Source organism: Finegoldia sp. (assembly GCF_046991905.1).
Classification (GTDB): domain Bacteria; phylum Bacillota; class Clostridia; order Tissierellales; family Peptoniphilaceae; genus Finegoldia.
In genome coordinates, this window is sequence record NZ_JBKWZF010000015.1 from 32,083 (window position 1) to 58,227 (window position 26,145).

Here is a 26,145-nt window from a genome sequence, read left to right on the forward strand (position 1 = left end):
TTAATAGCTAAGTTATTTGACTTTTTAACGATTAATTATGTAAATAAAATGAATTCTCTGTAATTATGTTATCGTTTACAATAAAATTATAACACGTAAATTTAAAATTTGAAATACTTTTGCATAAAAAAAGTAGCACATTTTTTTAAAATGCACTACTTCTTTTGTTTTCTAAAATAATGGCCATATAATTCTCAAAACAAATACAATTGCCAAGATATACATCAAAATCGAAACGTCCTTTCTCTTTCCAGCTAATAATTTTATCAAAACATAGCTAATCATTCCGAAAGAAATTCCTTCTGCTATTGAATAACAAAATGGCATTGCAATTATTGTTATGAATGCAGGAATTGCTTCAGAATAATCGTAAAAGTCGATTTCTTTTATAGAACTTAACATGAATAATCCTACGATTACCAATGCAGGTCCTGTTGCTTGTGCAGGAATCATTCCAAAAATCGGGAACAAGAATAAGCTTAGGAAGAAAAAGAATGCTGTTGACAAAGCTGTTAGACCAGTTCTTCCACCTTCTGCAACTCCTGATGCCGATTCAACAAATGTAGTTACTGTACTTGTACCAAGCAAAGCTCCAGCTGTTGTTCCAATCGCGTCTGCTAATAATGCAGGAGATGCTTCTTTTAATTTTCCTTGTTCATCTAACATACCAGCTTTTGCACTAACTCCAACCAAAGTTCCAACCGTATCAAAAATATCTACAAATAAGAATGTGAATACTACTGTGAACATATCAAAAGTAAATATTTTGTCGAATTGAATTTTAAATGCAACAGGTGCAAGTGAAGGTGGCAATGTAATTGGAGATCCGCCTTGGTATTTTGACACTCCCAAAATTAAAGCTAAAATCGTAGAAGCCAAAATCCCATACATCAACGCACCTTTGATTTCTCTAGCCAAAAGTAAAGCGATAATGAATAATCCTACAATAAATACTACGCTTTCTCTGTTCAAGAGATTTCCCAATTGTAAAACAGTACCTTCACCTTGCAAAATAATTCCTGAATTTACCAAACCAACTAGCGCTATGAAAAGTCCAATTCCACAGCTAACTGCTTTTTTTAAGTTAATTGGAATCGCATCAAAAATCATTTCTCTTACTTTAAATAATGAAAGAATTAAAAATACAATACCTTCCAAAAATACTGCAGTCAAAGCAAATTGCCAAGTATAGCCTAGTGTTTTAACAACTGTAAATGTAAAAAATGCATTAAGTCCCATACCTGGTGCCAATCCGAATGGTAAGTTAGCCAAAAAAGCCATACAAACCATAGCGATAATACTGGAAACGACACTAGCCGTGAAAACTCCGCCCTTGTCCATTCCAGTTTGGCTCAACATTTGTGGATTTACTGCTAAGATATAACTCATAGTCATAAATGTGGTAAATCCTGCCATTAATTCCGTCTTAACATCTGTTTTTTTCTCAGTTAGACGAAATCTTTTTTCTAAAAAATCCAAGTTTTCCCTCCTTAATTTTTATCAAAATCTTCGTATTCCAATTGTTTATCTTCCCAATCTGAATACAAAGAATTTTTCTCAGCATTAAGATTTTCCAATTCTTCATTTAATTGAAGAATTTTTTGAGGATCATCGTAAATGTCATTTTGACAAAAAATATCTTCAATTTCTTTGATTCTCTCATCAATTTTATCAATATTTGATTCGATAGTCTCGATTTGTTTCCTTAATTTTTTAAGATTATTAGTAATAGCTCGTTGTTTTTTCTTTTCCTTAACAGCGGCAGTTTTGTTCAAACTTTCTTCTGTTTCATCTGTTTTAGAATCATTTATTTTTTCTTGATAATAATCGTAATTTCCAAGATAAGTCGTCGCTTTGTCTTTTTCTAATACAATAATTTTATCACAAACTCTATTTAAAAAATATCTATCGTGGCTAATTACAAAAACCGTACCCTCATAATTTATTAAAGAATCTTCCAAACTTTCCTTTGAGTCAATGTCCAAGTGGTTAGTAGGTTCATCCAGTAATAAAAAATTTGATTTTGAAAGCATCAACTTCAATAACGATACACGAGCCTTTTCTCCACCACTTAAATCTTCAATCAGTTTGAAGATATCATCTCCAACAAAATTCATAATAGCAAGAGCACTTCTGATTTCGTAGTGAGTCATTTTAGGATATTCATCCCAAATTTCATCGATAATTGTATTTTTGTCGTTCAAATACATCTGCTCTTGGTCAAAATATCCGATATTAACATTGGAGCCAAGTCTGAATTTACCAGAAGTTGGTTTTAATTTTTTAGTAATAATATTAAATAAAGTCGTCTTTCCAACTCCATTTGCCCCGATTAACCCAACTCTTTCTTCCTTATATATATCTAAATTGCAGTTGTTAAATATAAGTCTTCCGTCGATTTCTTTGGATAAATCGTCAACCATTAAAACGTCCTTGCCACTTGGTGAAGAAATTTTGAATTTGATTCCAAATGTTCCATCGTCGTATGTCGGCTTATCCATCAACTTCATTTTGTCTAAGAGTTTTTTTCTGGATTGTCCTTGTTTATTCTTCTTAGCATTATCAGTGCTAGTGTATTTTTCAACGATTTCAAGTTGTCTCTTATACTCACGTTGTTGATTTTCGTAAGTCTTTCGTTGGATATCCATATAGATTTTTCTTTGTTTCATAAAGCCAGTGTAGTCTGTTTCATAGGTTTTAATACTCCTATTTTCCATATGAAAAATCCTATTTACGATACCATCTAAAAAATATCTGTCGTGGGATATAATAACACAAGCGCCCTTGTAATTTTTCAGAAAAGTTTCCAAAAACTCGATAGCTTTGATATCCAAATGGTTGGTAGGCTCGTCAAGTAACAAAACATCACATTTTTGTAGAAGAAGTTTTGCGAGCATTATTCGAGATTTTTGACCACCACTGAAATTAGTGACATTTTTATCCAAATCATCATCCGAAAATCCCAAACCTTTTAGTGTGCCTTTGATTTCAGAATCGTAGAGATATCCTCCCATTGATTCAAATCTTTCCAAATCTCTGTGGTATTTGTTCATCAAATCTTCCAAATCTTCAGCATCTTTCATTTGATTTTCGTATTCGCGAAGTTTTCCTTCTAATCTTAAAACTTCTGAAAACACACTCAAACATTCTTCGTACAAAGTATTAGTTGAGTCAAATGAGTTGTGCTGTTTTAAGTATCCGATTTTTAGATCATTTTTGATGAACAAATCCCCACCATCTTTGGACAATTCTCCTGTGAGAATATTGAACAAAGTTGACTTACCTGCACCATTTATTCCTATGATTCCAATTTTATCATTGTCGTTAATATTAAAAGTCACATTTTCTAAAATGCTTTTGTCTAAGAAAGATTTTTCTATGTCTTTTGCACCTATTAGAATCATTTTTTCACTTCCTAACTAAACAGTCAATCAACTCAATTCTGAGTTAATTGACTTCATATTTTCAAAGATGACAAAACTTTGTTTGAGTCTATATCTATAAGTTTGATTTCATCATCATCTATTATTGCAACTGATTTTACACCGTCTTTTGGAATAGAAGGGCTACCAGGATTTAATAAAATAACGCCGTCTTTTTGATCCAAAACTTTTACATGAGTGTGTCCAGTAATTACAATATCGCATTTGTTTGCATTTGCAATGCGAATTCTTTTATCTTCATCTTCCTCGTAGCCATGAATTGTCAATATTCTATGACTTCCAAGATTCATTATTCTATGTTTTTGAGTTAAATCATGCTCAATAACCATTTGATCCACATCGCTATCGCAATTTCCTCTCGTATAGACTACGTTATCCATTGATTTCAATATAACTGCCAAATCTTTTGGATTATAATCTTCAGGAAGGGCATTGCGTGGTCCATGATATAAAACATCTCCCAAGTGCAAAATGGTATCACAATCTTTTAAAATATCCAATGCTTTTTTCGTGTTTTCCAACGAACCATGAGTATCACTTATTACACCTATTTTCATTAGATTAATACCTCATCCAATATTTCTTTTACATTATTTGTAAAATAGAATTTGATTTTTTGTCTAATTTTAGGATCAATGTCTTGGATATCTCTTTTGTTTTCTTTTGGCAAGAAAACTTTATTAATTCCGTATCTATGAGCAGCCAATACTTTTTCCTTAACTCCACCAATTGCCAATACTCTTCCTGTAAGTGTTATTTCTCCAGTCATTGCAAAATCGTGTTTTACTTTTCTTCCTGTCAATGCACTTACTAGCGCTGTAACCATTGTAACACCCGCTGACGGTCCATCTTTTGGAACAGCACCTTCTGGAACGTGAATGTGAATGTCTTTTTCTTTGTAAAATTCACCCTTTATTCCCAAAGCTTCTTGGTTGCTTCTAATGTATGAAATAGCTGCCATTGCTGACTCTTTCATTACATCGCCAAGTTTTCCTGTAAGTTGTGTTTTGCCGCTACCATCCATAACATTAGCTTCAATTGTAAGAATTACTCCACCTACTTGTGTCCAAGCTAATCCATTTACAACTCCAACTGTATCTTCTCTTGGAATTTCGTCGTCAAGAACTAATTTTGAGCCCAAGAATTTTTCCAAGTTTTTATTGTTAACCACAACTTTTTTCACATCGTCTCTTACGATTTTCACAACAGCTTTTCTGACAACTTTTCCAATATTTCTTTCAAGCTCTCTTACTCCACTTTCTCTTGTGTAATTGTTAATAATCGTATAAATAGCATCCCTTGTAATGTGGAATTGTGATTTGTCCATTCCATTTTCTTTTAATTGGCGTGGCAATAAATATCTGTTGGCTATTTCAAATTTTTCAGAATCTGTGTAACTTGTAACTCTGATAACTTCCATTCTGTCTAACAAAGCATCTGGGATTTGTTCTTGTGAGTTGGCAGTTGTGATAAATAAAACATCTGACAAATCCACAGGGATTTCGATGTAATTATCTGTAAATTCACTATTTTGTTCAGGATCCAAAACTTCCAGTAAAGCACTTGCAGGATCTCCTCTAAAATCAGATGCTAATTTGTCAATTTCATCCAATAAGAAAACAGGATTTAACTTTTTGGCTTTTTGTAATTGAGTAATAATTCTTCCAGGCATTGCTCCAATATAAGTTTTTCTGTGGCCTCTGATTTCTGCTTCATCGCGAACACCACCCAATCTCATTGACACGAATTTTCTGTTAGTTGCCTCAGCTATTGACCTTGCAATAGAAGTTTTACCAACCCCTGGAGGTCCAACCAAACAAAGAATAGGTCCTTTTAATGATCCAGTCATTTTTTTAACTGCTAAATATTCCAAAATTCTTTTCTTAACATCTTCTAATCCAAAATGTCCGTCATTTAGAACTTTTTCAGCAACTTTTAAATCGATAGAACTTTTTGATTTTTTGTTCCAAGGAATATCCAATACTTGATCAATATAATTTCTGATAACTGTGCTTTCAGGATTGTTTGGATTCATAGAAGATAATCTGTTGATTTCTTTAAGAACGTGTTCCTCTGAATCTTTTTTAAGTTTTAATTTCTTTACTTTATTGGCATAGTCGTCAGTATCTTCAATATCGTATTCTTCACCCAACTCCATCTTTATTTGACGTAATTGTTCTTGAAGGAAATATTCTTTTTGAGTGTCAGAAATCTCTTTGTTAGTTCTCTCTTCGATATCTTCTTTTATCTTCAAAAACTCTATTTCTTTAATTACAAATTTGTACACCAATTCAATTCTTTCATCCATATCCAAAGTTTCCAATAATAAAATTGAATCCTTGTCATTTAGTGAAATAAGCATAGAAATAGTGTCTATCAATGAACTTGGATCATCTTCATTTAAAAGTCCTCCAAGCAAATCTTGTGGTAATGGTTTTTTGATAATTTCTGCCAAACTTTCAAATGAAGAAATAATCATTCTTATCATAGTCAATGATTTGTCAGTTGGATGATATTTTGTTTTATCGTATTCTAAAACTTCAACATTTGCTTCTAGGAAACTGTCGTTTTCAACAAAATCCAATATTTTTGCTCTATCGTAAGCTTCAACCAAAACTCTCACATTTCCATTTGGCATTTTAATAGTTTGTTTGATACTTGCAAGAACACCAGTATGGTAGAAATCATCCTTTGAAATGTTTTCTAACATTGGGTCTTTTTGAGTACAAATAAAAATCTCAGAATTTCTGAGCAAACTAGCGTTTAAAGCATTTAATGAAACTTCTCTTCCAACTTCAAAATGTTGGATATTATTTGGAAACAACCACAAACCTCGCAAGGCAATTATAGGAAGTTTCTTTTCTGATTTAGTATAATATTCTTTCATCAAACTCCTCTTTCAAATTTAATCTATTGATAAAAATAGCTCACATAAAGTGAGCTATTTTGGTTAATTATTATTTGTTTTAAAAACAAGTTTTGGGTCTTTTCCTTCTAGTACACTTTCTTTTGTCAAAATAACTTTTGAAATGTCTTGTCTTGATGGTAGCTCAAACATAATATTCATCAAAGATTTTTCTATTATTGTTCTCAAACCTCTGGCACCCGTTTTTCTATCGTAAGCTAGTTTTGCGATAGCTTTGAGTGCATCTTCATCAAATTCTAACTCAACATCATCCATTTTGAATAATTCTTGATATTGTTTGATGACCGCATTTTTAGGTTCCAAAAGTATTTTAATTAAAGCTTGTTCATCTAATTCATCAAGTGTAACTAATACAGGAATTCTTCCTACAAATTCAGGAATCAAACCAAATTTAATCAAATCTTCTGGTCTAATATCTTTGAACAATTCAGAAATTCTCTTATGTTCATTTTCTCCCAAATCTGCACCAAAACCTATTGATTTTGTTTCTGTTCTTCTTTCGATTATTTTTTCTAAGCCGTCAAAAGCTCCTCCAACGATGAATAAAATATTTTTAGTATCGACTTGGATATATTCTTGGTTAGGATGCTTTCTTCCACCTTGTGGTGGTACATTGCAAATTGTACCTTCAACTATTTTTAATAAAGCTTGTTGAACCCCTTCACCGCTAACATCTCTAGTGATGGATGGATTCTCGCTTTTTCTCGTGATTTTATCGATTTCGTCAATGTAAATGATACCTTGTTCAGCTTTTTCGATATCATAATCTGCTGCTTGAATAAGTTTCAAAATTACATTTTCTACATCTTCACCAACATATCCAGCTTCTGTAAGACTAGTTGCATCGGCAATCGCAAAAGGAACGTCCAAAATTTTAGCTAATGTTTCTGCTAAAAGTGTTTTACCACTTCCTGTTGGACCTACCAATAAAATATTCGATTTTTGTAATTCTACATCATTATTCATTAGATTAGAATTAATTCTTTTGTAATGATTATATACCGCAACAGCTAAGGCTTTCTTGCCTTCTTCTTGTTTGATTACATAATCATCAAGCACATCCTTGATTTCGATTGGCTTAGGCAAATCAATTCTTTCTTGGATAGTATCTACATCTTTGAATTCTTCTTCTATTATGCTGTTACATAATGAAACACATTCATCGCAAATAAATACTCCAGGTCCAGCAATTAATTTTCTGACTTCATCTTGTGATTTACCGCAAAAAGAACATTTATATTGATTTTCATTCTTTGGCATAAATATTTCCTTATTTAGAAGTATATATAACTTCGTCTATCAATCCATACTCTTTTGCTTCTTCTGCTGTTAGTATGAAATCTCTGTCTGTATCTCTTTCAATTTTTTCTAGAGGTTGTCCAGTTCTTTCAGATAATATCTTGTTTAATAATTCTCTCTTCTTCAAAATATTCTTAGCGTGAATTTCGATATCACTAGCTTGTCCTTGTGCTCCTCCAAGCGGTTGGTGGATTAAAGTGTCTGCATTTGGAAGTGCATATCTTTTTCCTTTTGCACCACTTGTTAGAAGAATTGCTCCCATACTAGCAGCCATACCTACACAGATTGTGGAAACATCTGGTTTAACGTATTGCATAGTATCGTAAATTGCTAATCCTGCGCTTACAGAACCTCCTGGTGAATTGATATATAATTGAATATCCTTTTTTGGATCTTCACTTTCTAAGAACAATAATTGAGCTATAACAAGATCCGCCATCTGATCATTAACTTCGCCTGTGACGAAAATAATTCTTTCTTTTAAAAGTCGAGAGAAAATATCGTAAGATCTTTCGCCTCTATTACTTTGTTCTACAACCATTGGTACTAAAGATGGCATAATAATAACCTCCTATTATTAATTCTAATATATTGAAATATTATTTATCTTCTTTTGTTTCTTCAGCTTTCTTTGTTTCAAATTTAGTGATTTCTACTAATTTTTCTAAAGCTTTCTTTCTCTTGATGTCTTCTTTTAAGAATTCTACGTTTGGACTATTTTTGAATTCTTCGATGAATTTTTCTTCATCATCTTGTCCATATACCTTTGCAAATTCTTTTAATTGTCCATCTAATTCTTCATCTGTTGATTCGATTGCTTCTTTTTCGATATATTTTTCTAATACCAAATCACCTTTAACTTTTAATTCAGCGTTAGCTCTTAATTCGTTTTTAACATCTTCTTCAGAGGTGTTAGTGATTTGGAAGTATTGATCTGTATTTAAGCCCATTTGTTGAACTCTTCTTGCAAAATCTTGGAATTGACGATTAACTTCGTTGTCAATCATTGATTCTGGAACTGTAATTTCAGTAGCATCAATCAAAGCTTCTACAGATTTGTTTTGTTTTTCAACTAATTGTCTTTGTTCGTTGTCTTTTTCTAAGTGTTCTTTGATGTCTTTCTTGTATTCGTCAAGAGTATCGAATTCAGAAACATCTTTTACGAATTCATCATCTAATTCAGGTAATACTTTTTCTTTGATTGAATTGATTTTGCATTCAAACTTAGCATCTTGTCCTTTTAAAGAATCTTCGTGGTAGTCTTCTGGGAATTTAACATTAACATCAAATTCGTCTCCAACATTGTGACCTACGATTTGTTCTTCAAATCCTGGAATAAATGTGTGTGAACCTAAAACTAATTCATAATCCTCAGCTTCTCCACCGTCAAATGCTTTATCATCTACAAAGCCTTTGAAATTGATAGAAACAGTGTCATTTTCCTTAGCTTCTCTACCTTCAACTTCTTGAACTCTTGCGTTTGATTCTAATTCGTGGTTAATTTTCAAATCAACATCAGAATCAGTTACTTTGTATTCGTCGATTTCAGCTGAAAGGTTAGAATAATCACCTAGTTCAAATTCTGGTTTCAAGTCAACTGTGAATTTTACTTTAACATCATTGTTTTCAGTAATATCGTCAAGATCGATGTCTGGTTGAGAAACTGGTTCTAATTCTAATTCTTCGATAGCTTTTTCGTAAATTCCTGGTAATAAAAGATTTACAGCATCTTCGTAGAATAAACCTTCACCATAAGCTCTTTCCAACATTTTTCTAGGAACTTTACCTTTTCTAAATCCTTTTAAACTAAATTTAGATCTATTCTTTTTATAACTTTCCTCAATTGCGTTATTGAAATCTTCTGCTGGTATTTCACATGTAAATACCGCTTGATTTTTTTCTTTACTTACAAGCACTGCGCTCATACTTTCCTCCTAAATTTTATTTAAAACTTAAATTAATTTCACTTAAAATAGAAATTCCAGCTAATATTATACCCTAAATGCCATTTTTTTTAAAGTTTTTTAGCTAAAATCATTAAATTACTGTCATTTTTGTTCAACTTTGTAGTATAAATCTAATTTTTTTGCTAATTTTTTAAAATTTTCTTCCCTATTTCCAATATACACACCATTTTGTATAGAAGTTGTAAGAAGTTTATTGGTAGTCTTGTCAACATTACCTTCATTTACCAAAATATTTACATAATTTTTTTGAAGACTTACGAAAGACGCCAACAACGAAGTTCTAATATCTTTGTATTCTGTAAAAATAATCTTTGAATATTTGATATTCGTGTTTTGTGTATAATTAGCATCATAAACAGATTTGTAATTATTTCTTGTAATTTTAAACCCGTTTTGTTTTAACTTCTCATCATATTCACTACTTATTATTGATGTAGGCTGATCTATCAAAATATTTGAAATTCCCTTATCAATAGCGAATTTTATAATAGAATCGTCAAATTTTTTACCGTCTACAAAAGTAATCGCATACCCATTTTTCAAATAGTATCCCATCTTTGCTTGAATGAAATTGAAATTTGACAAATCACTGATTACTAAAGTATCTGTTGGATTTAAGTTAGTGTTTTCTTTTATAACATTCTTAGATACTTCAATTCGATCTCTTCCATCAATTCTTGTAACTAACAGCCCACTTAATTTCAAATTATCTGCGATTTCTTCTGAAACTGATTTGGGTCCACCAACTATATACACATTCTTAGCTTTAAGCCTATCGACTTCTTTTAATATTGGACTTTCTTTCTTTATATATGCTCCATCATTTTGAATAAACAAAATCGCTGCTTTGTTCTTATATGCAAAACTAAGCGCCGATATTATGTCACTTTCTTTTTTTTCATTAACAATCACTAAGTTAGCATTTTTGTCGTAAACTTCTTCTGTCAATTTTTCCGATAAGTTTGAACAATCCTTCTCTATTATTTTATCCAAAACTACATCTGTATTAGCAAATGATTTTGTAGACAAAAACAAAAAGCACATACACAAAATTAATATTCTTTTCATAATTACCTCTTAATTAATTATATATTAAATCCAAAACAAAATCCAAAAATATATCAATTGTTGCAAGTTTTAGTAAATTAGTTATATAATTACTTCGTAACACTCATAAAATGAAAGGATTTGTGTATGTTCGTATTGGAATCAAAATTAATAAATGCTGTTCAGCTAAAATCGAATAAAGAAGCACATGAATTAGCTGACAAATTGTTGAATATTTGGCAAAATTCAGAAACTAATATAAGATCCCAAAAGAACACAATTATTCAATTGTTGGGAATATTTTGCTGGAACCAAATTAAGAATATAAGCGATAATCAGAGTCTAAAATTTTGCGAAACCGAAAAAAACAAATTATTGTCTAAAATAGAAAATGATGAATCTGAAAATCTTGATCAAATACTCCATGAAATTGTAGAATATTACACTACAAACCAAAATATATTTACAAAGGGTTGTGAAAACCCATTAATCAGAAGGGCATTGGATTATATTTACAATAACAGTGAGCAGAAGATTTCTCTGGATATTCTGTCTGATCACTTGCACGTGTCCAAAAGCTATTTGTCGACATTGATTTGTCAAAACACGGGAAGCAATCTTCCAAATATTTTGACTACTTTTAGAATAGAAAAAAGTCTACTGCTTTTGACTTACACCGACAAATCCGTTAGCGAGATTTCAAAGGAAGTTGGGTTTCAATCTGATTCATATTTTTGTCAACAATTCAAAAATATAAAACAAATTACACCTAAAAAGTTTAGAACAATAACAAAGCGTGACCTCTGCTAAAGGCCACGCTTTTTTTATTGTTTATTGTAATTATTAGAATGAGGGCAAGAAGTGGAACCGCAATCGCAGCTACCACCTTTTTTAATCATACGACGTACTGCAAACACAATTGCTACGACAATTATTGATAATACTACTATATCAGCTATATTCAAAAAATCACCTTCTTTAAAATTCTATCTCTATTCTACTGCTCTTTTTGATTGATTGTTTTTGTATTTATCTTTTCTAAATATCATATACAACATTCCAACCAACACTACAAGCGCTATTGCTGTCATAATTGTAAATGGTTGTTTTACTACCAACACATTTAAGAATTGATATACCATAAACGATATTAAATATGCAAAAACAATTTGATAAATAATCGCAAATGCTGTCCATTTTGAAGAATTCATTTCTTCTTTTATAGCACCAACTGCCGCAAAACAAGGAACTGTTAATTGGTTGAATACCAAGAAACTCAAAGCAGATGCTATAGTGAAGTTACTTTTTACCAAATCAGCTATTTTACCTGTATCATTACCTACACCAGAAACTATTCCGTAAACACTGACTACCATTTCTTTAGCAACAGTTCCTAAGAATGAAGCTACAGTTGCAGTCCAATTTCCGAATCCTAATGGAGCAAACAATGGTGCGAATATTTTTCCGATGAACGCCAATATAGTATCGGTACTATCATCAGCGAAATGAACAAATTCTCCCTTAACAGAAATACTTTGTAAAATCCAAACGCAAATTGATGCAACTAGGATTATTGTACCTGCTTTTATGATAAATGATTTAGTTCTATCCCAAGTTACACGCAAAACATTTGAAACAGTTGGTTTGTGATATTCAGGAAGTTCCATTACGAATGGAGCTGGTTCTCCTGAAAAAGCTTTTGTCTTTTTCAAAATAAGGCCACTGATTATTACTGCCAAAATTCCTGTAAAATACAATAATGGAGCAAACCACCATTGACCGAAAATCGCTGCTGCAAATAATGCTATGATTTCTGTTTTTGCACCGCAAGGCATGAATGATGCAACGATGATAGTCATTTTTCTGTCGTTTTCATTTTCAATAGTTCTTGTTGCCATAATTCCTGGAACTGAACAACCAGTACCAATTAAGATTGGAATAAATGATTTACCAGATAAACCAAATTTTCTGAACATTCTATCCAACATAAATGCAATTCTTGACATGTATCCTATATCTTCTAAAATAGCTAACAATAATTCCAACGTTGCAACCAAAGGCAAGAATCCCAATACTGCACCAACGCCGGCAACAATACCATCTACAACAAGGCTTGTTACCCATTCGCTAGTTCCGATTGCTTCTAATCCTTTTGTAGCTAAATCAGCTAATGCAGTTCCCATCACAGTATCTGCCCACCAATCGTGGAATGGAGGACCACCAACAACCTTTACCGCAATAAAGTAAACGGCTATCATTATCAATACAAAAATTGGTAATGCCAAAAATCTATTCGTAACCACCCTGTCAATTTTATCACTAGTTGTTAATCCCGATCTTCCTTTTTGTACAGAATCTGAAATTACTGAAGTAATGAATGTATATCTTTCATCTGTAATTATGGATTCACCATCATCATCGTATTCTTCTTCAATTTTTGAAACAATTTCTTCAACTTTTGCTTTTTCTTCATCAGTGATATGAACAGCTTGTAATGCTTTTTCATCTCTTTCCAAAGCTTTTACAGCAAACCATCTTTTTGATTCAGAATTTTTTATAGATTCAACACTATTTTCTATTTCAACAAGTATATTTTCAATCTCATCGCTAAATGAATTAATTGATTTGTGATGAGTGTTTACTTGTTTTTGTGCAACTTCAATTAATTCATCCAAGTTTAATTTTTTAAGTGCTGATACTTCAACTATTGGAATTCCCAATTTTTCAGATATTAGTTTTGTGTTTAATTTATCGTTATTTTTCTTAACGACATCCATCATATTAAATGCCAAAACCATTGGAATTCCAATTTCAGATAATTGTGTTGTAAGATACAAGTTTCTTTCAATATTTGAAGCATCCACAACATCAATAATTACATCTGGTTTTTCGTTTATTAAGTAATTTCTACTAACAACTTCTTCCAAAGTATATGGAGAAAGAGAATAAATTCCCGGTAAGTCGGTAATTTTAATATCTTTATTATTTTTTAAGGTTCCCTCTTTTTTTTCTACAGTAACGCCTGGCCAGTTACCAACATATTGATTGGATCCTGTCAACGCGTTAAACATCGTGGACTTACCACTATTAGGGTTACCTGCTAAAGCAATTCTTATTGACATAAGTCCTCCTAATTATTTATCTATAATTTCTATTAAAATATTTTCTGCATCATCTTTTCTAAGACTTAATTCATATCCTCTCAAATTAATTTGAACTGGATCTCCTAATGGTGCTACTTTTCTGATATAGATTTCTACATTTTTTGTAATACCCATATCCATTATTCTTCTTTTAACAGGACCTTTTCCCAAAATCTTAACAACTCTGTAGTATTTTCCTACTTCGGCGTGTTTAAGATTCATTTCGTTATCCACTTATGTATCCTCCTTAATTAAATATGATTTACCATAATTCTCATAGCTATATCTTTTCCTATAGCCACTCTTGAACCTTTTATTTTAACTATCAAATTTCCGTAGCTTTCTGAAACAACCGTAACTACTGCTCCTTCAACAAAGCCCATATTATTCAATAATTTTTTTTGTGAATCATCTTTTATTTTTTTTATTTTTACGATCTCAAAATCTTCATTGAGTGGCACTAATGCCAAATTCATTTAATCACCTTCATTTAAACGTCTAAATCCATTACATTGATATTATATTGATAAAGAGTATTAATGTCAAGTGAAAATCATTATTATTTTTTCATTTGTTACAAAATTATTGCAATTTGCTAATAAAATTTACACTACATTTTATATTTGATATAATATCTCAAGAGATAAAAACAAAAAAGCGCCAGACCTTTACGGTTAACGAGGGATAGAGTTATCGAATTTTTCGGCGGGAGCTCTGTAGGTAACACAGCCTTAGCATTTAACAAAGTTCAAGAGCAATTTTGAAACAAAAATAATGAAGTGTATCTCTAAAATATTTGGAGGTAAATATATGTGCGGAATAGTATGTTATAACGGCGAAAAATCAGCCGTAGAAATCATATTAAACGGATTAAAATCTCTGGAATACAGAGGTTATGATTCAAGCGGTATTTCTGTAGTAACAGATAAAATCGAAACAGTAAAAAGAAAAGGGAAATTGCAAAATTTAATAGATTCTATCGATGAAATCGACAACAACGCAAGTGTCGGAATTGGTCACATCAGATGGGCAACTCACGGTGAACCAAATGAAATTAACGCTCACCCACAAGTAAGTGAAGATGGTAAATTCTCAGTTGTTCACAACGGTATTATCGAAAATTACAAAGAATTAAAAAAAGAATTAGAAGATAATGGTTACACTTTTAAATCTACAACAGACACAGAAATTGTTGTTGCATTGATTAGCCAGTACTATAAAGACGATTTATTAGAAGCAGTAAAATCTACAATCAAAAGATTAAATGGAGCTTATGCATTAGGAATTGTTTCAGAATACGAAAAAGACAAACTAATCGCTGTAAGAAAAGAATCTCCGTTGATTTTAGGAAAATGTGACGACGGAATAATTCTAGCAAGTGATATTCCTTCTGTTTTAAAATATACAAGAGACATCGTGTATTTGGAAAATGGAGACATCGTAGAAATAGATAAGAAAAATTACACAATTTACGATAAAGATTTCGAAAAAGTAGATCGTGAAGTTAAAACTGTAAACATGACAATTGATCAAGCTAGTAAAGGTGGCTATGAGCATTTTATGTTAAAAGAAATTCACGAACAACCAGAAGTTGTTAAGAAGACTTTGGAGGTTAATGTAAAAAATAACGTAATAGATTTTGCAGAAAATTCATTAACTAAAGAAGAATTATCAAAAATAAACAAAGTATACATCGTTGCATGTGGTACAGCTTATCATGCTGGTGAAGTTGGTAAAGTTGCTATTGAAAAATTGGCAAAAATACCTGTAATTACTGATATCGCATCAGAATTCAGATACAACGATCCATTTATCGACGAAAACACTCTAGTGATTTTGATTTCTCAATCAGGAGAAACTGCTGATACATTGGCAGCTCTTAGAGAATCCAAAAACAAAGGTGCAAAAATCTTGGCAGTTACAAACGTAGTTGGCTCATCAATAGCAAGAGAAGCTGACAAGGTTATCTACACTTTGGCAGGTCCAGAAATTGCAGTAGCTAGTACTAAAGCATACATTTCACAATTGGTTACAGTGATAATGTTGGCTTTGGATTTCGCAAAGAAATTAGGCACAATTGAAGATTCTGAATATTCAAAATACATCGAAGAATTAAAAACAATGCCTGAAAAAATAGATGAAACATTAAAATCAGAATCAATAACCGAAAGAATAGCTGAAGCTATCAAGGAAGATAAATCGATGTTCTTTATCGGACGTGGATTGGACTTCTTGAGTGTAAAAGAAGGAGCTTTAAAATTAAAAGAAATTTCCTACATTCACACTGAAGCATTCCCTGCAGGAGAATTAAAACACGGTTCAATCGCTTTGATAGAACAAAACACTCCAGCATTATCAGTTATTACACAATCAAAATTAGCTGAAAAGACAATTTCAAATGTTCAAGAAGTTGTGACAAGAGGAGCGAAAGTATTCACAATCACAGTTGAAGGAAATGACAATATGAAAGATTTCTCAGAAGAAATCATCTTCATTCCTAAAACTTTAGAATTATTGTATCCGATACTTTCAGTAGTCCCTGAACAATTGTTGGGATATCATACTTCTTTGAAAAAAGGCTTAGATGTAGATAAACCACGTAACTTAGCAAAATCAGTAACAGTTGAATAAAAAATACGGAGTCCTCATTTTAAAGTGAGAACTCCTTTTTAATGTTAATATTTAATTTTATAGCTACATTTTATAATTCTAAATTAGGATAAACTTTCAAATCAAGTCCGTCTTGTTTTCCGTTGATATAATCGTAGTATCCAGCAGTTGCAATCATTGCAGCGTTATCTGTACACAAGATTTTATCTGGGAAATACACTTGTATTCCATTTTCTTTTGCTTTTTCCAAAACTCTCTCTTTTAATCTAGTATTTGCTGCTACTCCACCACTTAGTACGAAAGTTTTTTGATTTTTTTCTTCTAATAATCTAAAAGATTTTTCAACCAAAACATCTATGACAGCTTCTTGGAAAGATGCTGCAACATCTTCTTTTATTATTTCTTCGTTTTTTTGATTTTTATTGTTCAAATAATTTAGAACAGCTGTTTTCAATCCACTAAAGCTGAAATCGTAGCTGTCTTTTTCAAGCATTACTCTTGGAAAATCTATCGCTGTTGGGTTTCCTTGTTTTGCAAGCCTGTCAATAACAGGTCCACCTGGATATTCCAATCCCAAAGCACGAGAGACCTTATCATAGCTTTCTCCACAAGCATCATCTCTTGTAGATCCAATTATTTCATAATTTTGGTAATCCAAAACATCTATAAGATAAGTGTGTCCTCCTGATACAACCAAGGAAATGAATGGAGGTTCTAATTCTTTGTGGCTAATGTAGTTTGCGCAAATATGCCCTTGCATGTGATTAACACCTACAAGTGGTTTTTTCAAACAAAAACTCAATGATTTCGCACAAGATATTCCAACCAAAAGAGCTCCAATAAGTCCTGGGCCCTTTGTAACGCAAATCACATCCACATCTTTCAAAGTAATATTAGCCTCATCCAACGACTGTTGCAAAATGGAGTTCATAGCTTCCAAATGAAGTCGACTTGCAACTTCTGGAACAACTCCTCCGTATCTTTTGTGTACATCAATTTGAGAAGAAATCACATTGCTCATTACTTCTCTTCCATTTTTGACAATAGCAACACTTGTTTCATCACAAGATGTTTCAATTGCAAGCGTAATTATATTTTCATTTATTTCTTCCATATTCAACATCATCCTCAATGCATCCTCTTTTGGAGTTTCGTAATATCCATTAATTCTACCGTTTTTTTGAAATCCAAATTTCGTGTAAAGATTAATAGCCTCAAAGTTAGATTCTCTAACTTCCAAGTAAATATTTTTGACACTTTCTTTTCTGCAAAAATCTAACATAAATTTTATAAATTCAGTTGCAATCCCACAGTTTCTGCAACTTTTTTTCACAGAAATTGTTTGTAATTCAGCTTCATCAACAACTACTGAAAACCCAAAAACTCCTACGATTTCTCCATCTTTTTCTCCTACAAAATAGTGATTGAATTCATTTTTTAAACAAGCTTCGTATCCTATTTTGCTCCAAGCATCTGAAAAGCTCTCTTTTTCAATCTTTACAACATCATCCAAATCAAAGGAGTTCATTTCTCTAATTTTCATTATTATGTCTTCTTTCATAATCCCTTTGAGCTTGTGATTTTCTGACATAATCAGGACTCAAAGTATAAAAACTATCAAACTCTGTAGTTTTATTAGCCAAATCACAAATAGACCTTGTAATGCAATTATTCAAGGAAGAATTTGCAAGGTGGAAATTCTCCTTAGATTTGATTTCATCTAAGAAAGAATACACTCCATCTCCCACGAAAATATATTCTTTATCATCGTCAAGTTGTTCAACCAAATCTTCAAAATAAATCAAATCATCATCCATCAATCGCTCTAACTTGGAATCATTTGTAAACATCGAATAATAAACTCTTCCACCTCTAGCATCCAAAATAGGAATAATGATTTTGTCAGTGCTTATCATATTTGCCAAAGCTTCTAATGTAGATATGCCGACGATTTTTTTGTCGAAAACTTGTGCAAAAGTCTTCGCAGTAGTCATTCCAATTCTAAGACCTGTAAAAGATCCCGGTCCTTTGCATACTGCGAACACATCCACATCTTCAATTTCTGTATCTAATTTTTCAAGCATTTGCTCAATCATCAAAACCAAAGTTTCGCTGTGAGTTTTCTTTTGATTTATATTATAATCTCCAACAATCAACCCATCTTCCATCAAAGAACAAGAGCTAATCATAGTAGACGTATCAATCGCTAAAATTTTCATTTAATTCCTCTATTATTTCTCTTTCTCTCTTATTGTTCCCATCAATTCTAATTTTTCTGGAAACATCACTAATTTTTTCAATATAAATTTCAATCAAATTTCTTGGCATGTAAGACTGTGCCTGACTTGCCCATTCAATGATAGTAATTCCTTCTGGATACAACAACTCATCAATATCCAATGATTCTATCTCCATTTCATCTTCCAATCTATACAAATCAATATGATTTAATTGAACATCACCGTAATATGTATTTACCAGTGAAAAAGTTGGACTTGTAACATTTTCTTCAATCCCAAAACTCTTAGCAATAGATTTAGTAAGGGTAGTCTTTCCTGTTCCTAAATCTCCAATCAATGATATAACATCTTGCTTTTTAAAAGCTTTTGCTAGAATTTGTCCAAATTTTTCAGTATCTTTTAAATCATTTAAAATATATTCCATAAATATCACCAAATAAATTATATCACAACTGAACAACAACAAAAATGACCCATTATTTCAGATTAATGAGTCATTGTATATTTTATGAATTTTTACATGTATGTTATTGATTATTTTTTCAAAAATCTTGAAATTGGCTTGTAAAGTGCGATTGTAACTGCAGATACGATAATACCTTTTACAATGTTAAATGGCACGATACTGAAAAGCACGAACATCAATGGAGTGCCTGCCAATGAATTTACTTTTGCAAACTCTTTTGTAAAATCAACCAAGTTAATTCCGTACAATGGGAAAATTACAAAATAGTTAGAAATACAAGCAACTACTGTGTACGCCAATACACCAAAAACTAATCCAGTGATTGCTGATTTTTTGCTTTTTCCTTTGTTGTAAATTGAACTTGCTACAACAACGAATACTGATGATAATATAAAGTTAGATAATTCCCCAACTCCACCAGTAGTTGTTCCGTTAATTATAAAGTTCAACAAAATCTTAACTGCAGAAGTTAACACTCCTGCTACAGGTCCTAGTGCAAATCCTGAAATTAATACTCCCAAATCTCCTATGTCCACTGTCATAAATGGTGGTGCAAATGGTAGAGGGAATTTAAAAATCATAAGCAATGCACTTATTGCCCCTAAAATACTGATTCTCACCATAGTTTGTGTACTTGAGTTTTTTCTTGTGGTTTCCATAACCTACCTCCTAAGATTTTCTAGGGCAAATAAAAAAGCCCTTTTATTTAGGGCTAAATGTCAATTATTACATTTACTTCTTTCGTCCAGACTTTACTGTCGGTATTGGAATTACACCAATTCATGCATAATGCTCGCGGACTATAACCGCCGGTGAGGAAATCAACCTCGCCCTGAAGTAACTTCATTATACCACTACCAAATTATTTTGTAAACTTTTGCTATTAAGTATTTTTATTTTTGGGTATACTATTATTGAGGTGATTTTATGAATATAACAAAAGATTTAATGAGTTTTATCGATAACAGTCCATCTGTGTTTCACGTTATCGATAATTTCAAAGAAATACTAACTGAAAATGGATTTTCTGAATTAAAATTTAAAGATAATTGGAAAATCGAAAATGGCAAAGGATATTTTGTAACGAACAATGATTCTTCAATTATCGCTTTTAAAGGAAACTCTGATTTTGACAACATAAGATTAGTTGGATCCCACTCAGATAGCCCAACTTTTAGAATTAAACCAAATTCTATCGTAAATAAAGATGGATTTTTGACTTTAAACACTGAAGTTTATGGCGGACCAATACTAAGCACATGGTTCGATCGTCCATTGTCTGTAGCTGGTAGAGTTGTTTTAAAATCAGATAATCCATTCAAACCAGAAATCAAACACATTAACGTAGATAAGAATTTGTTGATAATTCCAAATGTAGCTATCCACATGAACAGAGATGTTAACAATGGCTACAAATTTAATGCACAAAAAGATACATTGCCACTTTTAGCATTATCAGAAAAAGATTCTAAGATAACTTTTGAAGAAATTTTGGCTAGAAATACTGGAATAAATGCTGAAGATATTTTGGATTTTGATTTGTTCTTATACGACAGACAAAAAGGTGAGTTTGTTGGAGAAAACGACGAGTTTTATTCAGTTGGAAGAATTGATAACTTGGGAATGGCTTTTAATTCTATCAAATCCTTAATAGATTCCGACGTTACAAACACATTAGCCTTAGCTATGGTTTTTGATAACGAAGAAATCGGATCTTCTACAAAACAAGGAGCAGGAAGTACACTTCTAAGCGATTGCTTCAAAAAAATAGTCGAAGATAACAGCAAAAACTTCTACGAAGTATTGCACAATTCTTATCTAATAAGTGCAGACCAAGCACACAGTTTACATCCAAATTACACAGAAATGGCTGACCCTACTAACAGACCACTAATCAACAATGGCCCTGTTATAAAATATGCGGCAAATGGAGCATATACTTCTGACGCAGTTAGCTCATCAATATTTAAAAAATTATGCTTAGATAAAAATATACCTTGTCAAGAATTCACAAATAGATCAGACAAGAGAGGTGGATCTACAATTGGACCAATCACTGTATCTAACTTGGACATTCAATCTATAGACATTGGAAATGCAATTTTGTCAATGCACTCAGTAAGAGAATTAGGCGGATGCAAAGATAACGAATATATCTACGAATTATTCAAATATTACTACGAATATTAAAGTAATGTAAATAAAAAGTAAAAAAATTTAAAATCTTAATAAAACGGAGATAAAATGAAATATTTGAAATTATTTTGTTTTATCTCCGTTTATTTTGTTATAAACGGATTTGTATTAAATCGAAATCTATCGTATACTAATAAAGTACTTGAGATAAGCAAGTAATAAAAACGTCGGGGTGTAGCGCAGTCCGGTAGCGCACGTGGTTTGGGACCATGGGGCCGGGGGTTCAAATCCTCTCACCCCGACCATAATCACAAATTATATTTGTGATTTTTTTGTTTCCTTTTGTTATTGATATTATGAAAAAATACATCTGTTTTATACAGATGTATTTTTTTGCTCATTTTTAAGCAAAATAAAAAACGTAGGACAAATTTACATTCATCCTACGAATTGATTACATATTTTTAATCAACACAACTACACTGTGTGCAGCCTTTTTTGTTTTTTCTTCCAAATTATTATAAAATTCATCATCTGCATCATCGTCCGCAAAATCAGACAAGCTTCTTATAACCAAGAATTTCACATTATTTAGATAGCAGGTATGAGCAATGGAGCATCCTTCCATTTCTGTTCCCAACGCGTGATATTTTTCGAATAATTCTTCTTGTTTTTCAGTAGTTGATATAAACTGATCTCCTGTTACAATAAGACCTATCCTGTGTTTTAGGTTTTCTTGAGTCATTATTTCGTCTAATTTTTTCAAAGTTTCACTATCAGCTTCAAAAGTATCAGTGTATGGGATATTGTTACTGAAAATATCCAAGTTTATATCGTGATATTTTAATTTATCTGCAAGAATTACCTCATCAAAAGTAAGAGTCTTATCCAATCCACCGCACACACCACAATTTATTACCAAATCAGGATTATACATGTCGATAATTCTTTGAGTCAACGCAGCAGAATTAACCTTTCCAATTCCACAAACACAATTAATAATTTTCTTATCTTCAAATTCAGAAACATAAATCTCATAGTGGTTGAACTTATCCATTTTGATTGGTTTGAATTGTTTTCTGAAATACTCTTGTTCACTTTCTAATGCTGAAATAATCGCTATTGTTCTCATATCAACTCACATCTTTCTTCGATTAAATCTTTCAATTCAATAGCCTTCTTTTCCAAAACTTCTTGGTTTTCTCCTTCAATCATAACCCTAATCAAAGGTTCAGTGCCTGATGGTCTTATCAAAACTCTTCCTTCATCTTTAAATTCATGTTCAAGTTCTGATATTTTTTGGTTGATTACATCATCATCTTGATAAACTTTTTTATATTCGTTATTTACCTTTGCATTTACTAAAACTTGTGGGAAACTCGTCATCAAATTATTCATTTCTGAAAGTTTTTGATTTGATTTAACAGCTATTTCCGCCAATTTAATCGCAGATAATATTCCATCGCCCGTTGTATTATCTTCAATGAAAATAATATGACCAGATTGTTCTCCACCGATAATGTAGCCATTTTTTCTCATCTCTTCAAGAACGTATCTATCTCCAACTTGTGTTTTAATAACATCAACGCCTATTTCTTTCAAACTTTTGATAAGACCGATGTTAGTCATAACAGTTCCCACAACAGCATTGTTTTTGAGTTTATTGTTTTCTTTTAAGAAATGACCAACTGCACATATAACATGGTCGCCGTCCATGATTTCTCCAGTTTCATCACAAGCAATCAATCTATCCCCGTCTCCATCAAATGAAAATCCCATATCAGATTCAGAAATTTTTACCAAATTGCTTATAACTTCAGGATTTGTCGAACCACATTTGAAGTTTATGTTTTTACCATCGTATTCAGTATTTGTAACAGTTACATCAGCATTTAATCTGTTGAAAATAATTGGTGCGATTTCTGAAGTAGCTCCAAAACCACAATCCAAGCTTACCTTCACACCAGTCAAATCCAAATCAACTCTACTCAAAAGATAATTGATATATGTATCCTTTGCACATTCTTCTTCATAAACTCTGCCAACTTTTTCTCCTGTAACCTTCAAATCAATCTCATCTTGATGATCAATCAAATACTCGATTTCTTCTTCAAGGCTATCTTTTAATTTGAAGCCCTCATTCGAAAAATATTTTATTCCATTAAATTCATAAGGATTGTGACTTGCAGAAATCACTATTCCGCAGCACGCATTGTAAAATCTAGTCAAATACGCTACAGCTGGTGTAGGAATAACCCCTAATCTGTAAACATCAAAACCCATGCTAGTAATTCCGCTAATCAAAGCAGCTTCCAACATATCCCCAGAAATTCTAGTATCTTTTCCTATAACAATTAATTTATTATCTACATCTTTTAATTTATAACAAGCTGCTTTAGCAAGCTTATAAGCTAATTCAACAGTTAAATCTTCGCCTGCAACGCCTCTTATACCGTCAGTTCCGAAATATTTTCCCATCAATATCCTCCTCATAGTTTTATAATCTAATTATAACACATAATGTAAATAAGAATTTTACAGAAATTATCATAAACGAAAAACCCTCTTTACTGAATTGTACAGTAAAAAGGGTTCTTATAATTTTTGTTTTTAATTCAAATTTTATTTTTCCAACACAATTGTTGCTGTAATTCTTCCGTTAGATCCTTCTGCCAAGACAATTGATTGCGGTAAATCCAATGTTACATCTACAGTGTTTTCTCCTTCTGTAAAGCCTGTCAAATCAATAGCTTTCGTGGTTATATTAGAATGTGATTTTATAATATCATCCTGACCTTTTATCTTAACAGTCGGTTTACTAAATGTAACTTTTTTCACTTTTAATCCAGTAGGAATATTAGTGAATACCGGTTTGATTTCGACATCTTTTTTTATAAAAACATCAATAATTACTTTGCAGTTTTCTGATGATTTTGTCAAGAATGACCTTGCTGCATCATCTTTTAAGCTCAAATTAATTGGCAAATCTAAGTTGATGTCTTTGTCTATATTTGATTGGTCTATTTTAACTGATGCGTAATCAATTGAGTTAAGATAAGTTTTTGCTCCAGATACTTTTATATCTTTTGGATCTAATTTTATCGTATCAAGTTCTACATTCTCCGGCAAATCTCCTACCTTCATTATCCTAATAGGAAATTTAACCGTGTCTACAGTTTCAGTCTTAACTAAAATTGTTTCGTCAGATTTGTCTAATACGTTGACTCCTTGTGGAAGGCTCACTTCCACGGGTAACGTTTCAGAATCTACCTTTATCGATTTCACATCGACAAAAGCTTTGATTTCTGAGTTTTTCATTTTGGTAATCGTATTTCTTCTTCCTTCAACACGCATTGAAACCGTAGGTGTTTTAGGAGAAATTATAACCCTTCCGTTTTCTCTAAGTTTATCTACACCGCGATATTCGATGTTTACGACCGGAATATCCTTAGTAACGACAGGATTTTTGTTTTCCATTACAAATGACCATAAAAATATTGCCAGTAGTAGGCACACTACTTTTATTATCAAGTTATTCGAATAAAATCCTTTGAAATCAATGTTTTTTAAGTATGAGTCGTTCTTTAGTTTATCTTTCATCTTCTATTTCCTTTCTATTGAAAATATAAGAATCTTGATCATTGTATAGTTTAGTCAAAATCTTTGTTAAAGTCGGTTCATCAACATATCTGTTAATTTTACCATGTTCAGCTATTGAAATACCTCCTGTTTCTTCTGAAACTATCAGTGCCAAGCAATCACTTTTTTCGCTCATTCCTATAGCCGCTCTGTGTCTTGTTCCCAATTCTTTAGATATAGATTGTTCTGTTGACAATGGTAAAAAACATGCCGCCGCTTTGATGGTATCATTTTTGATTACAACCGCACCATCATGAAGTGGAGTATTAGGTATGAAAATATTAATTAAAAGCTCACTAGATATCGCAGAATTTAAAGTTGTGCCCGTTTCCACTACATCTCCAAGCCCAGTACTTCTCTCGAAAATAATCAATGCGCCAATTTTTTGTCTTGAAAGCGAAAATACGGCGTGTACAATTTCTTCAACGCACTTATCCACCTTTTCTCCTCTGATGTCAGCAAATGATTTGGTCAAAATATTACTTCTACCTATTGTTTCCAAAATTTTTCTTAGTTCAGGCTGGAACACCACTATTATCATGATAGCCAAAGCCGTCATCATGTTTTCTAGAACCCAATTCACAGTGTATAATTTCAACGAATCACTGATTTTTACAAATATAAATATGATTACCAAACCTTTTATAAGTTGTTCGGCTCTTGTTTCTTTAATCATCATATATAACTTATAAATGCAAATAGCTACTATAGCAATATCTATGATATCCAAAAACCTTAATGTATTAATCATGTTAAAAAATTTATCCAAAAAAACCACATTAATCATTCCCATCTATGTTTCTTTAATTATATGATACCATAAAATATCGCCAAATTTTCGTAAAATTAGTCGCTAAAATCAACATTTTTCATAAAAACATTTTCACAAAATTTTTAATAATCTAATCCACTTTCAATCAACTCACTCAAATTATCAAGTGCTAATTGCTCGTCTTCACCTTCACATCTTAAAATAAGCTCACATCCTTTATGAGCACATAATGATAATATGCTGATTATACTCTTGGCATTATATTTCTTATTATCTTTAATAAATTCGATATCTGACTTGTATTTTACTGCATAATTTAAAAACTTCGATGCTGCTCTTGCATGAAGTCCTATTTCATTTGTTATACAAACCTTTTTCTCAACCATAATTTCCTCCTACTTTAATCATGACCACCCGTAAAACGGGTGGTTTGTTCAAGGGCTATAAGCCCGAGTGA

Annotated in this window: 24 protein-coding genes, 1 tRNA gene, 1 pseudogene and 1 riboswitch; of the genes and pseudogenes, 4 read left to right on the forward strand and 22 right to left on the reverse strand. The window is 31.8% G+C overall.

All coding sequences use genetic code 11. The annotated features are described in order from the left end of the window. Positions 1-171: 171 nt before the first annotated feature. The 8 genes from ACLUJM_RS07490 to ACLUJM_RS07525 all read right to left on the reverse strand — a co-directional run bounded on the left by ACLUJM_RS07490 (position 172) and on the right by ACLUJM_RS07525 (position 10,703). On the reverse strand, positions 172-1,479 hold the full coding sequence (locus ACLUJM_RS07490; RefSeq protein ID WP_294685338.1) for an NCS2 family permease: 1,308 nt from the start codon (positions 1,477-1,479) through the stop codon (positions 172-174). A gap of 11 nt (positions 1,480-1,490) precedes the next feature. After that, positions 1,491-3,404 (reverse strand): ribosomal protection-like ABC-F family protein, encoded by a 1,914-nt coding sequence (gene abc-f / locus ACLUJM_RS07495; RefSeq protein ID WP_412412562.1) that lies wholly within the window; start codon positions 3,402-3,404, stop codon positions 1,491-1,493. A gap of 53 nt (positions 3,405-3,457) precedes the next feature. After that, positions 3,458-4,000, reverse strand: coding sequence for a phosphodiesterase (yfcE, locus tag ACLUJM_RS07500; RefSeq protein ID WP_412412563.1), 543 nt, complete (start codon positions 3,998-4,000; stop codon positions 3,458-3,460). Continuing rightward, a complete protein-coding gene (gene lon / locus ACLUJM_RS07505) occupies positions 4,000-6,330 on the reverse strand; it encodes an endopeptidase La (protein ID WP_294685335.1) in 2,331 nt (776 codons plus the stop codon). The genes yfcE and lon overlap by 1 nt, the downstream gene beginning before the upstream one ends. A gap of 63 nt (positions 6,331-6,393) precedes the next feature. Continuing rightward, complete coding sequence (clpX, locus tag ACLUJM_RS07510; RefSeq protein WP_306478856.1) at positions 6,394-7,629, reverse strand: ATP-dependent Clp protease ATP-binding subunit ClpX; 1,236 nt, start codon at positions 7,627-7,629, stop codon at positions 6,394-6,396. Positions 7,630-7,639: 10 nt separating this feature from the next. After that, on the reverse strand, positions 7,640-8,227 hold the full coding sequence (gene clpP, locus ACLUJM_RS07515; RefSeq protein WP_002835127.1) for an ATP-dependent Clp endopeptidase proteolytic subunit ClpP: 588 nt from the start codon (positions 8,225-8,227) through the stop codon (positions 7,640-7,642). A gap of 40 nt (positions 8,228-8,267) precedes the next feature. Continuing rightward, complete coding sequence (gene tig, locus ACLUJM_RS07520; protein ID WP_412412564.1) at positions 8,268-9,593, reverse strand: trigger factor; 1,326 nt, start codon at positions 9,591-9,593, stop codon at positions 8,268-8,270. Positions 9,594-9,716: 123 nt separating this feature from the next. Next, positions 9,717-10,703 carry a cell wall-binding repeat-containing protein gene (locus tag ACLUJM_RS07525; RefSeq protein ID WP_304110806.1) on the reverse strand — a complete coding sequence of 329 codons (987 nt, stop codon included), beginning with the start codon at positions 10,701-10,703 and terminating at the stop codon, positions 9,717-9,719. 126 nt (positions 10,704-10,829) lie between these two features. Between ACLUJM_RS07525 and ACLUJM_RS07530 the strand changes: the two genes are divergently transcribed. Next, on the forward strand, positions 10,830-11,492 hold the full coding sequence (locus ACLUJM_RS07530) for a helix-turn-helix transcriptional regulator (RefSeq protein WP_304110804.1): 663 nt from the start codon (positions 10,830-10,832) through the stop codon (positions 11,490-11,492). A gap of 14 nt (positions 11,493-11,506) precedes the next feature. Here the strand turns inward: ACLUJM_RS07530 and ACLUJM_RS07535 are convergent, their stop codons facing one another. The 4 genes from ACLUJM_RS07535 to ACLUJM_RS07550 are packed head-to-tail and all read right to left on the reverse strand — an operon-like array spanning position 11,507 to position 14,301. Then, complete coding sequence (locus tag ACLUJM_RS07535; protein ID WP_002835131.1) at positions 11,507-11,647, reverse strand: FeoB-associated Cys-rich membrane protein; 141 nt, start codon at positions 11,645-11,647, stop codon at positions 11,507-11,509. Positions 11,648-11,674: 27 nt separating this feature from the next. Continuing rightward, the gene (gene feoB, locus ACLUJM_RS07540) at positions 11,675-13,804 is read right to left on the reverse strand and encodes a ferrous iron transport protein B (protein WP_294685330.1); all 2,130 of its coding nucleotides are present in this window, start codon (positions 13,802-13,804) and stop codon (positions 11,675-11,677) included. Between the two features lie 12 nt (positions 13,805-13,816). Continuing rightward, entirely contained in the window at positions 13,817-14,047 is a 231-nt protein-coding gene (locus ACLUJM_RS07545; protein WP_035109672.1) for a FeoA family protein, read from the reverse strand. 29 nt (positions 14,048-14,076) lie between these two features. Continuing rightward, on the reverse strand, positions 14,077-14,301 hold the full coding sequence (locus tag ACLUJM_RS07550; RefSeq protein ID WP_002835135.1) for a FeoA family protein: 225 nt from the start codon (positions 14,299-14,301) through the stop codon (positions 14,077-14,079). Between the two features lie 334 nt (positions 14,302-14,635). Between ACLUJM_RS07550 and glmS the strand changes: the two genes are divergently transcribed. Further along, on the forward strand, positions 14,636-16,456 hold the full coding sequence (gene glmS / locus ACLUJM_RS07555; protein ID WP_412412565.1) for a glutamine--fructose-6-phosphate transaminase (isomerizing): 1,821 nt from the start codon (positions 14,636-14,638) through the stop codon (positions 16,454-16,456). A 70-nt stretch (positions 16,457-16,526) separates the two neighbouring features. Here the strand turns inward: glmS and tsaD are convergent, their stop codons facing one another. From tsaD to ACLUJM_RS07580, 5 genes and pseudogenes are all read right to left on the reverse strand, one after another. Continuing rightward, positions 16,527-17,549 carry a tRNA (adenosine(37)-N6)-threonylcarbamoyltransferase complex transferase subunit TsaD gene (gene tsaD, locus ACLUJM_RS07560; RefSeq protein WP_294685339.1) on the reverse strand — a complete coding sequence of 341 codons (1,023 nt, stop codon included), beginning with the start codon at positions 17,547-17,549 and terminating at the stop codon, positions 16,527-16,529. A 21-nt stretch (positions 17,550-17,570) separates the two neighbouring features. Beyond that, positions 17,571-18,026, reverse strand: a pseudogene (rimI, locus tag ACLUJM_RS07565) (ribosomal protein S18-alanine N-acetyltransferase); the annotation flags it as partial. Next, positions 17,968-18,654: a tRNA (adenosine(37)-N6)-threonylcarbamoyltransferase complex dimerization subunit type 1 TsaB gene (tsaB, locus tag ACLUJM_RS07570; protein WP_294685328.1), complete on the reverse strand. Its 687-nt coding sequence runs from the start codon at positions 18,652-18,654 to the stop codon at positions 17,968-17,970. The gene tsaB and the pseudogene rimI, both read right to left, overlap by 59 nt. Next, on the reverse strand, positions 18,635-19,099 hold the full coding sequence (gene tsaE, locus ACLUJM_RS07575) for a tRNA (adenosine(37)-N6)-threonylcarbamoyltransferase complex ATPase subunit type 1 TsaE (protein ID WP_294685327.1): 465 nt from the start codon (positions 19,097-19,099) through the stop codon (positions 18,635-18,637). Before tsaE ends, tsaB begins: the two co-directional genes overlap by 20 nt. Before the next feature lie 110 nt (positions 19,100-19,209). After that, positions 19,210-19,800, reverse strand: a complete 591-nt coding sequence (locus tag ACLUJM_RS07580) for an ECF transporter S component (RefSeq protein WP_294685326.1) — start codon at positions 19,798-19,800, stop codon at positions 19,210-19,212. A 70-nt stretch (positions 19,801-19,870) separates the two neighbouring features. Then, positions 19,871-19,985: riboswitch (FMN riboswitch) on the reverse strand. 83 nt (positions 19,986-20,068) lie between these two features. Here ACLUJM_RS07580 and ACLUJM_RS07585 point away from each other — a divergent pair. Both ACLUJM_RS07585 and ACLUJM_RS07590 read left to right on the forward strand, forming a co-directional pair. Continuing rightward, complete coding sequence (locus tag ACLUJM_RS07585; RefSeq protein ID WP_294685325.1) at positions 20,069-21,331, forward strand: M18 family aminopeptidase; 1,263 nt, start codon at positions 20,069-20,071, stop codon at positions 21,329-21,331. A gap of 174 nt (positions 21,332-21,505) precedes the next feature. Next, positions 21,506-21,582 (forward strand) — tRNA-Pro (locus tag ACLUJM_RS07590). Positions 21,583-21,731: 149 nt separating this feature from the next. Here ACLUJM_RS07590 and ACLUJM_RS07595 read toward each other — a convergent pair. From ACLUJM_RS07595 to ACLUJM_RS07615, 5 genes are all read right to left on the reverse strand, one after another. Beyond that, positions 21,732-22,409: a 5'-methylthioadenosine/adenosylhomocysteine nucleosidase gene (locus ACLUJM_RS07595; protein ID WP_294685324.1), complete on the reverse strand. Its 678-nt coding sequence runs from the start codon at positions 22,407-22,409 to the stop codon at positions 21,732-21,734. Continuing rightward, complete coding sequence (glmM, locus tag ACLUJM_RS07600) at positions 22,406-23,755, reverse strand: phosphoglucosamine mutase (RefSeq protein ID WP_294685323.1); 1,350 nt, start codon at positions 23,753-23,755, stop codon at positions 22,406-22,408. The genes ACLUJM_RS07595 and glmM overlap by 4 nt, the downstream gene beginning before the upstream one ends. 144 nt (positions 23,756-23,899) lie before the next feature. Next, positions 23,900-24,877 carry a YbbR-like domain-containing protein gene (locus tag ACLUJM_RS07605; protein ID WP_412412566.1) on the reverse strand — a complete coding sequence of 326 codons (978 nt, stop codon included), beginning with the start codon at positions 24,875-24,877 and terminating at the stop codon, positions 23,900-23,902. Continuing rightward, positions 24,867-25,709 (reverse strand): diadenylate cyclase CdaA, encoded by an 843-nt coding sequence (gene cdaA / locus ACLUJM_RS07610; protein WP_294685321.1) that lies wholly within the window; start codon positions 25,707-25,709, stop codon positions 24,867-24,869. The genes ACLUJM_RS07605 and cdaA overlap by 11 nt, the downstream gene beginning before the upstream one ends. A 101-nt stretch (positions 25,710-25,810) precedes the next feature. Beyond that, positions 25,811-26,074 carry an HPr family phosphocarrier protein gene (locus ACLUJM_RS07615; protein WP_294685320.1) on the reverse strand — a complete coding sequence of 88 codons (264 nt, stop codon included), beginning with the start codon at positions 26,072-26,074 and terminating at the stop codon, positions 25,811-25,813. Positions 26,075-26,145 lie beyond the last annotated feature (71 nt).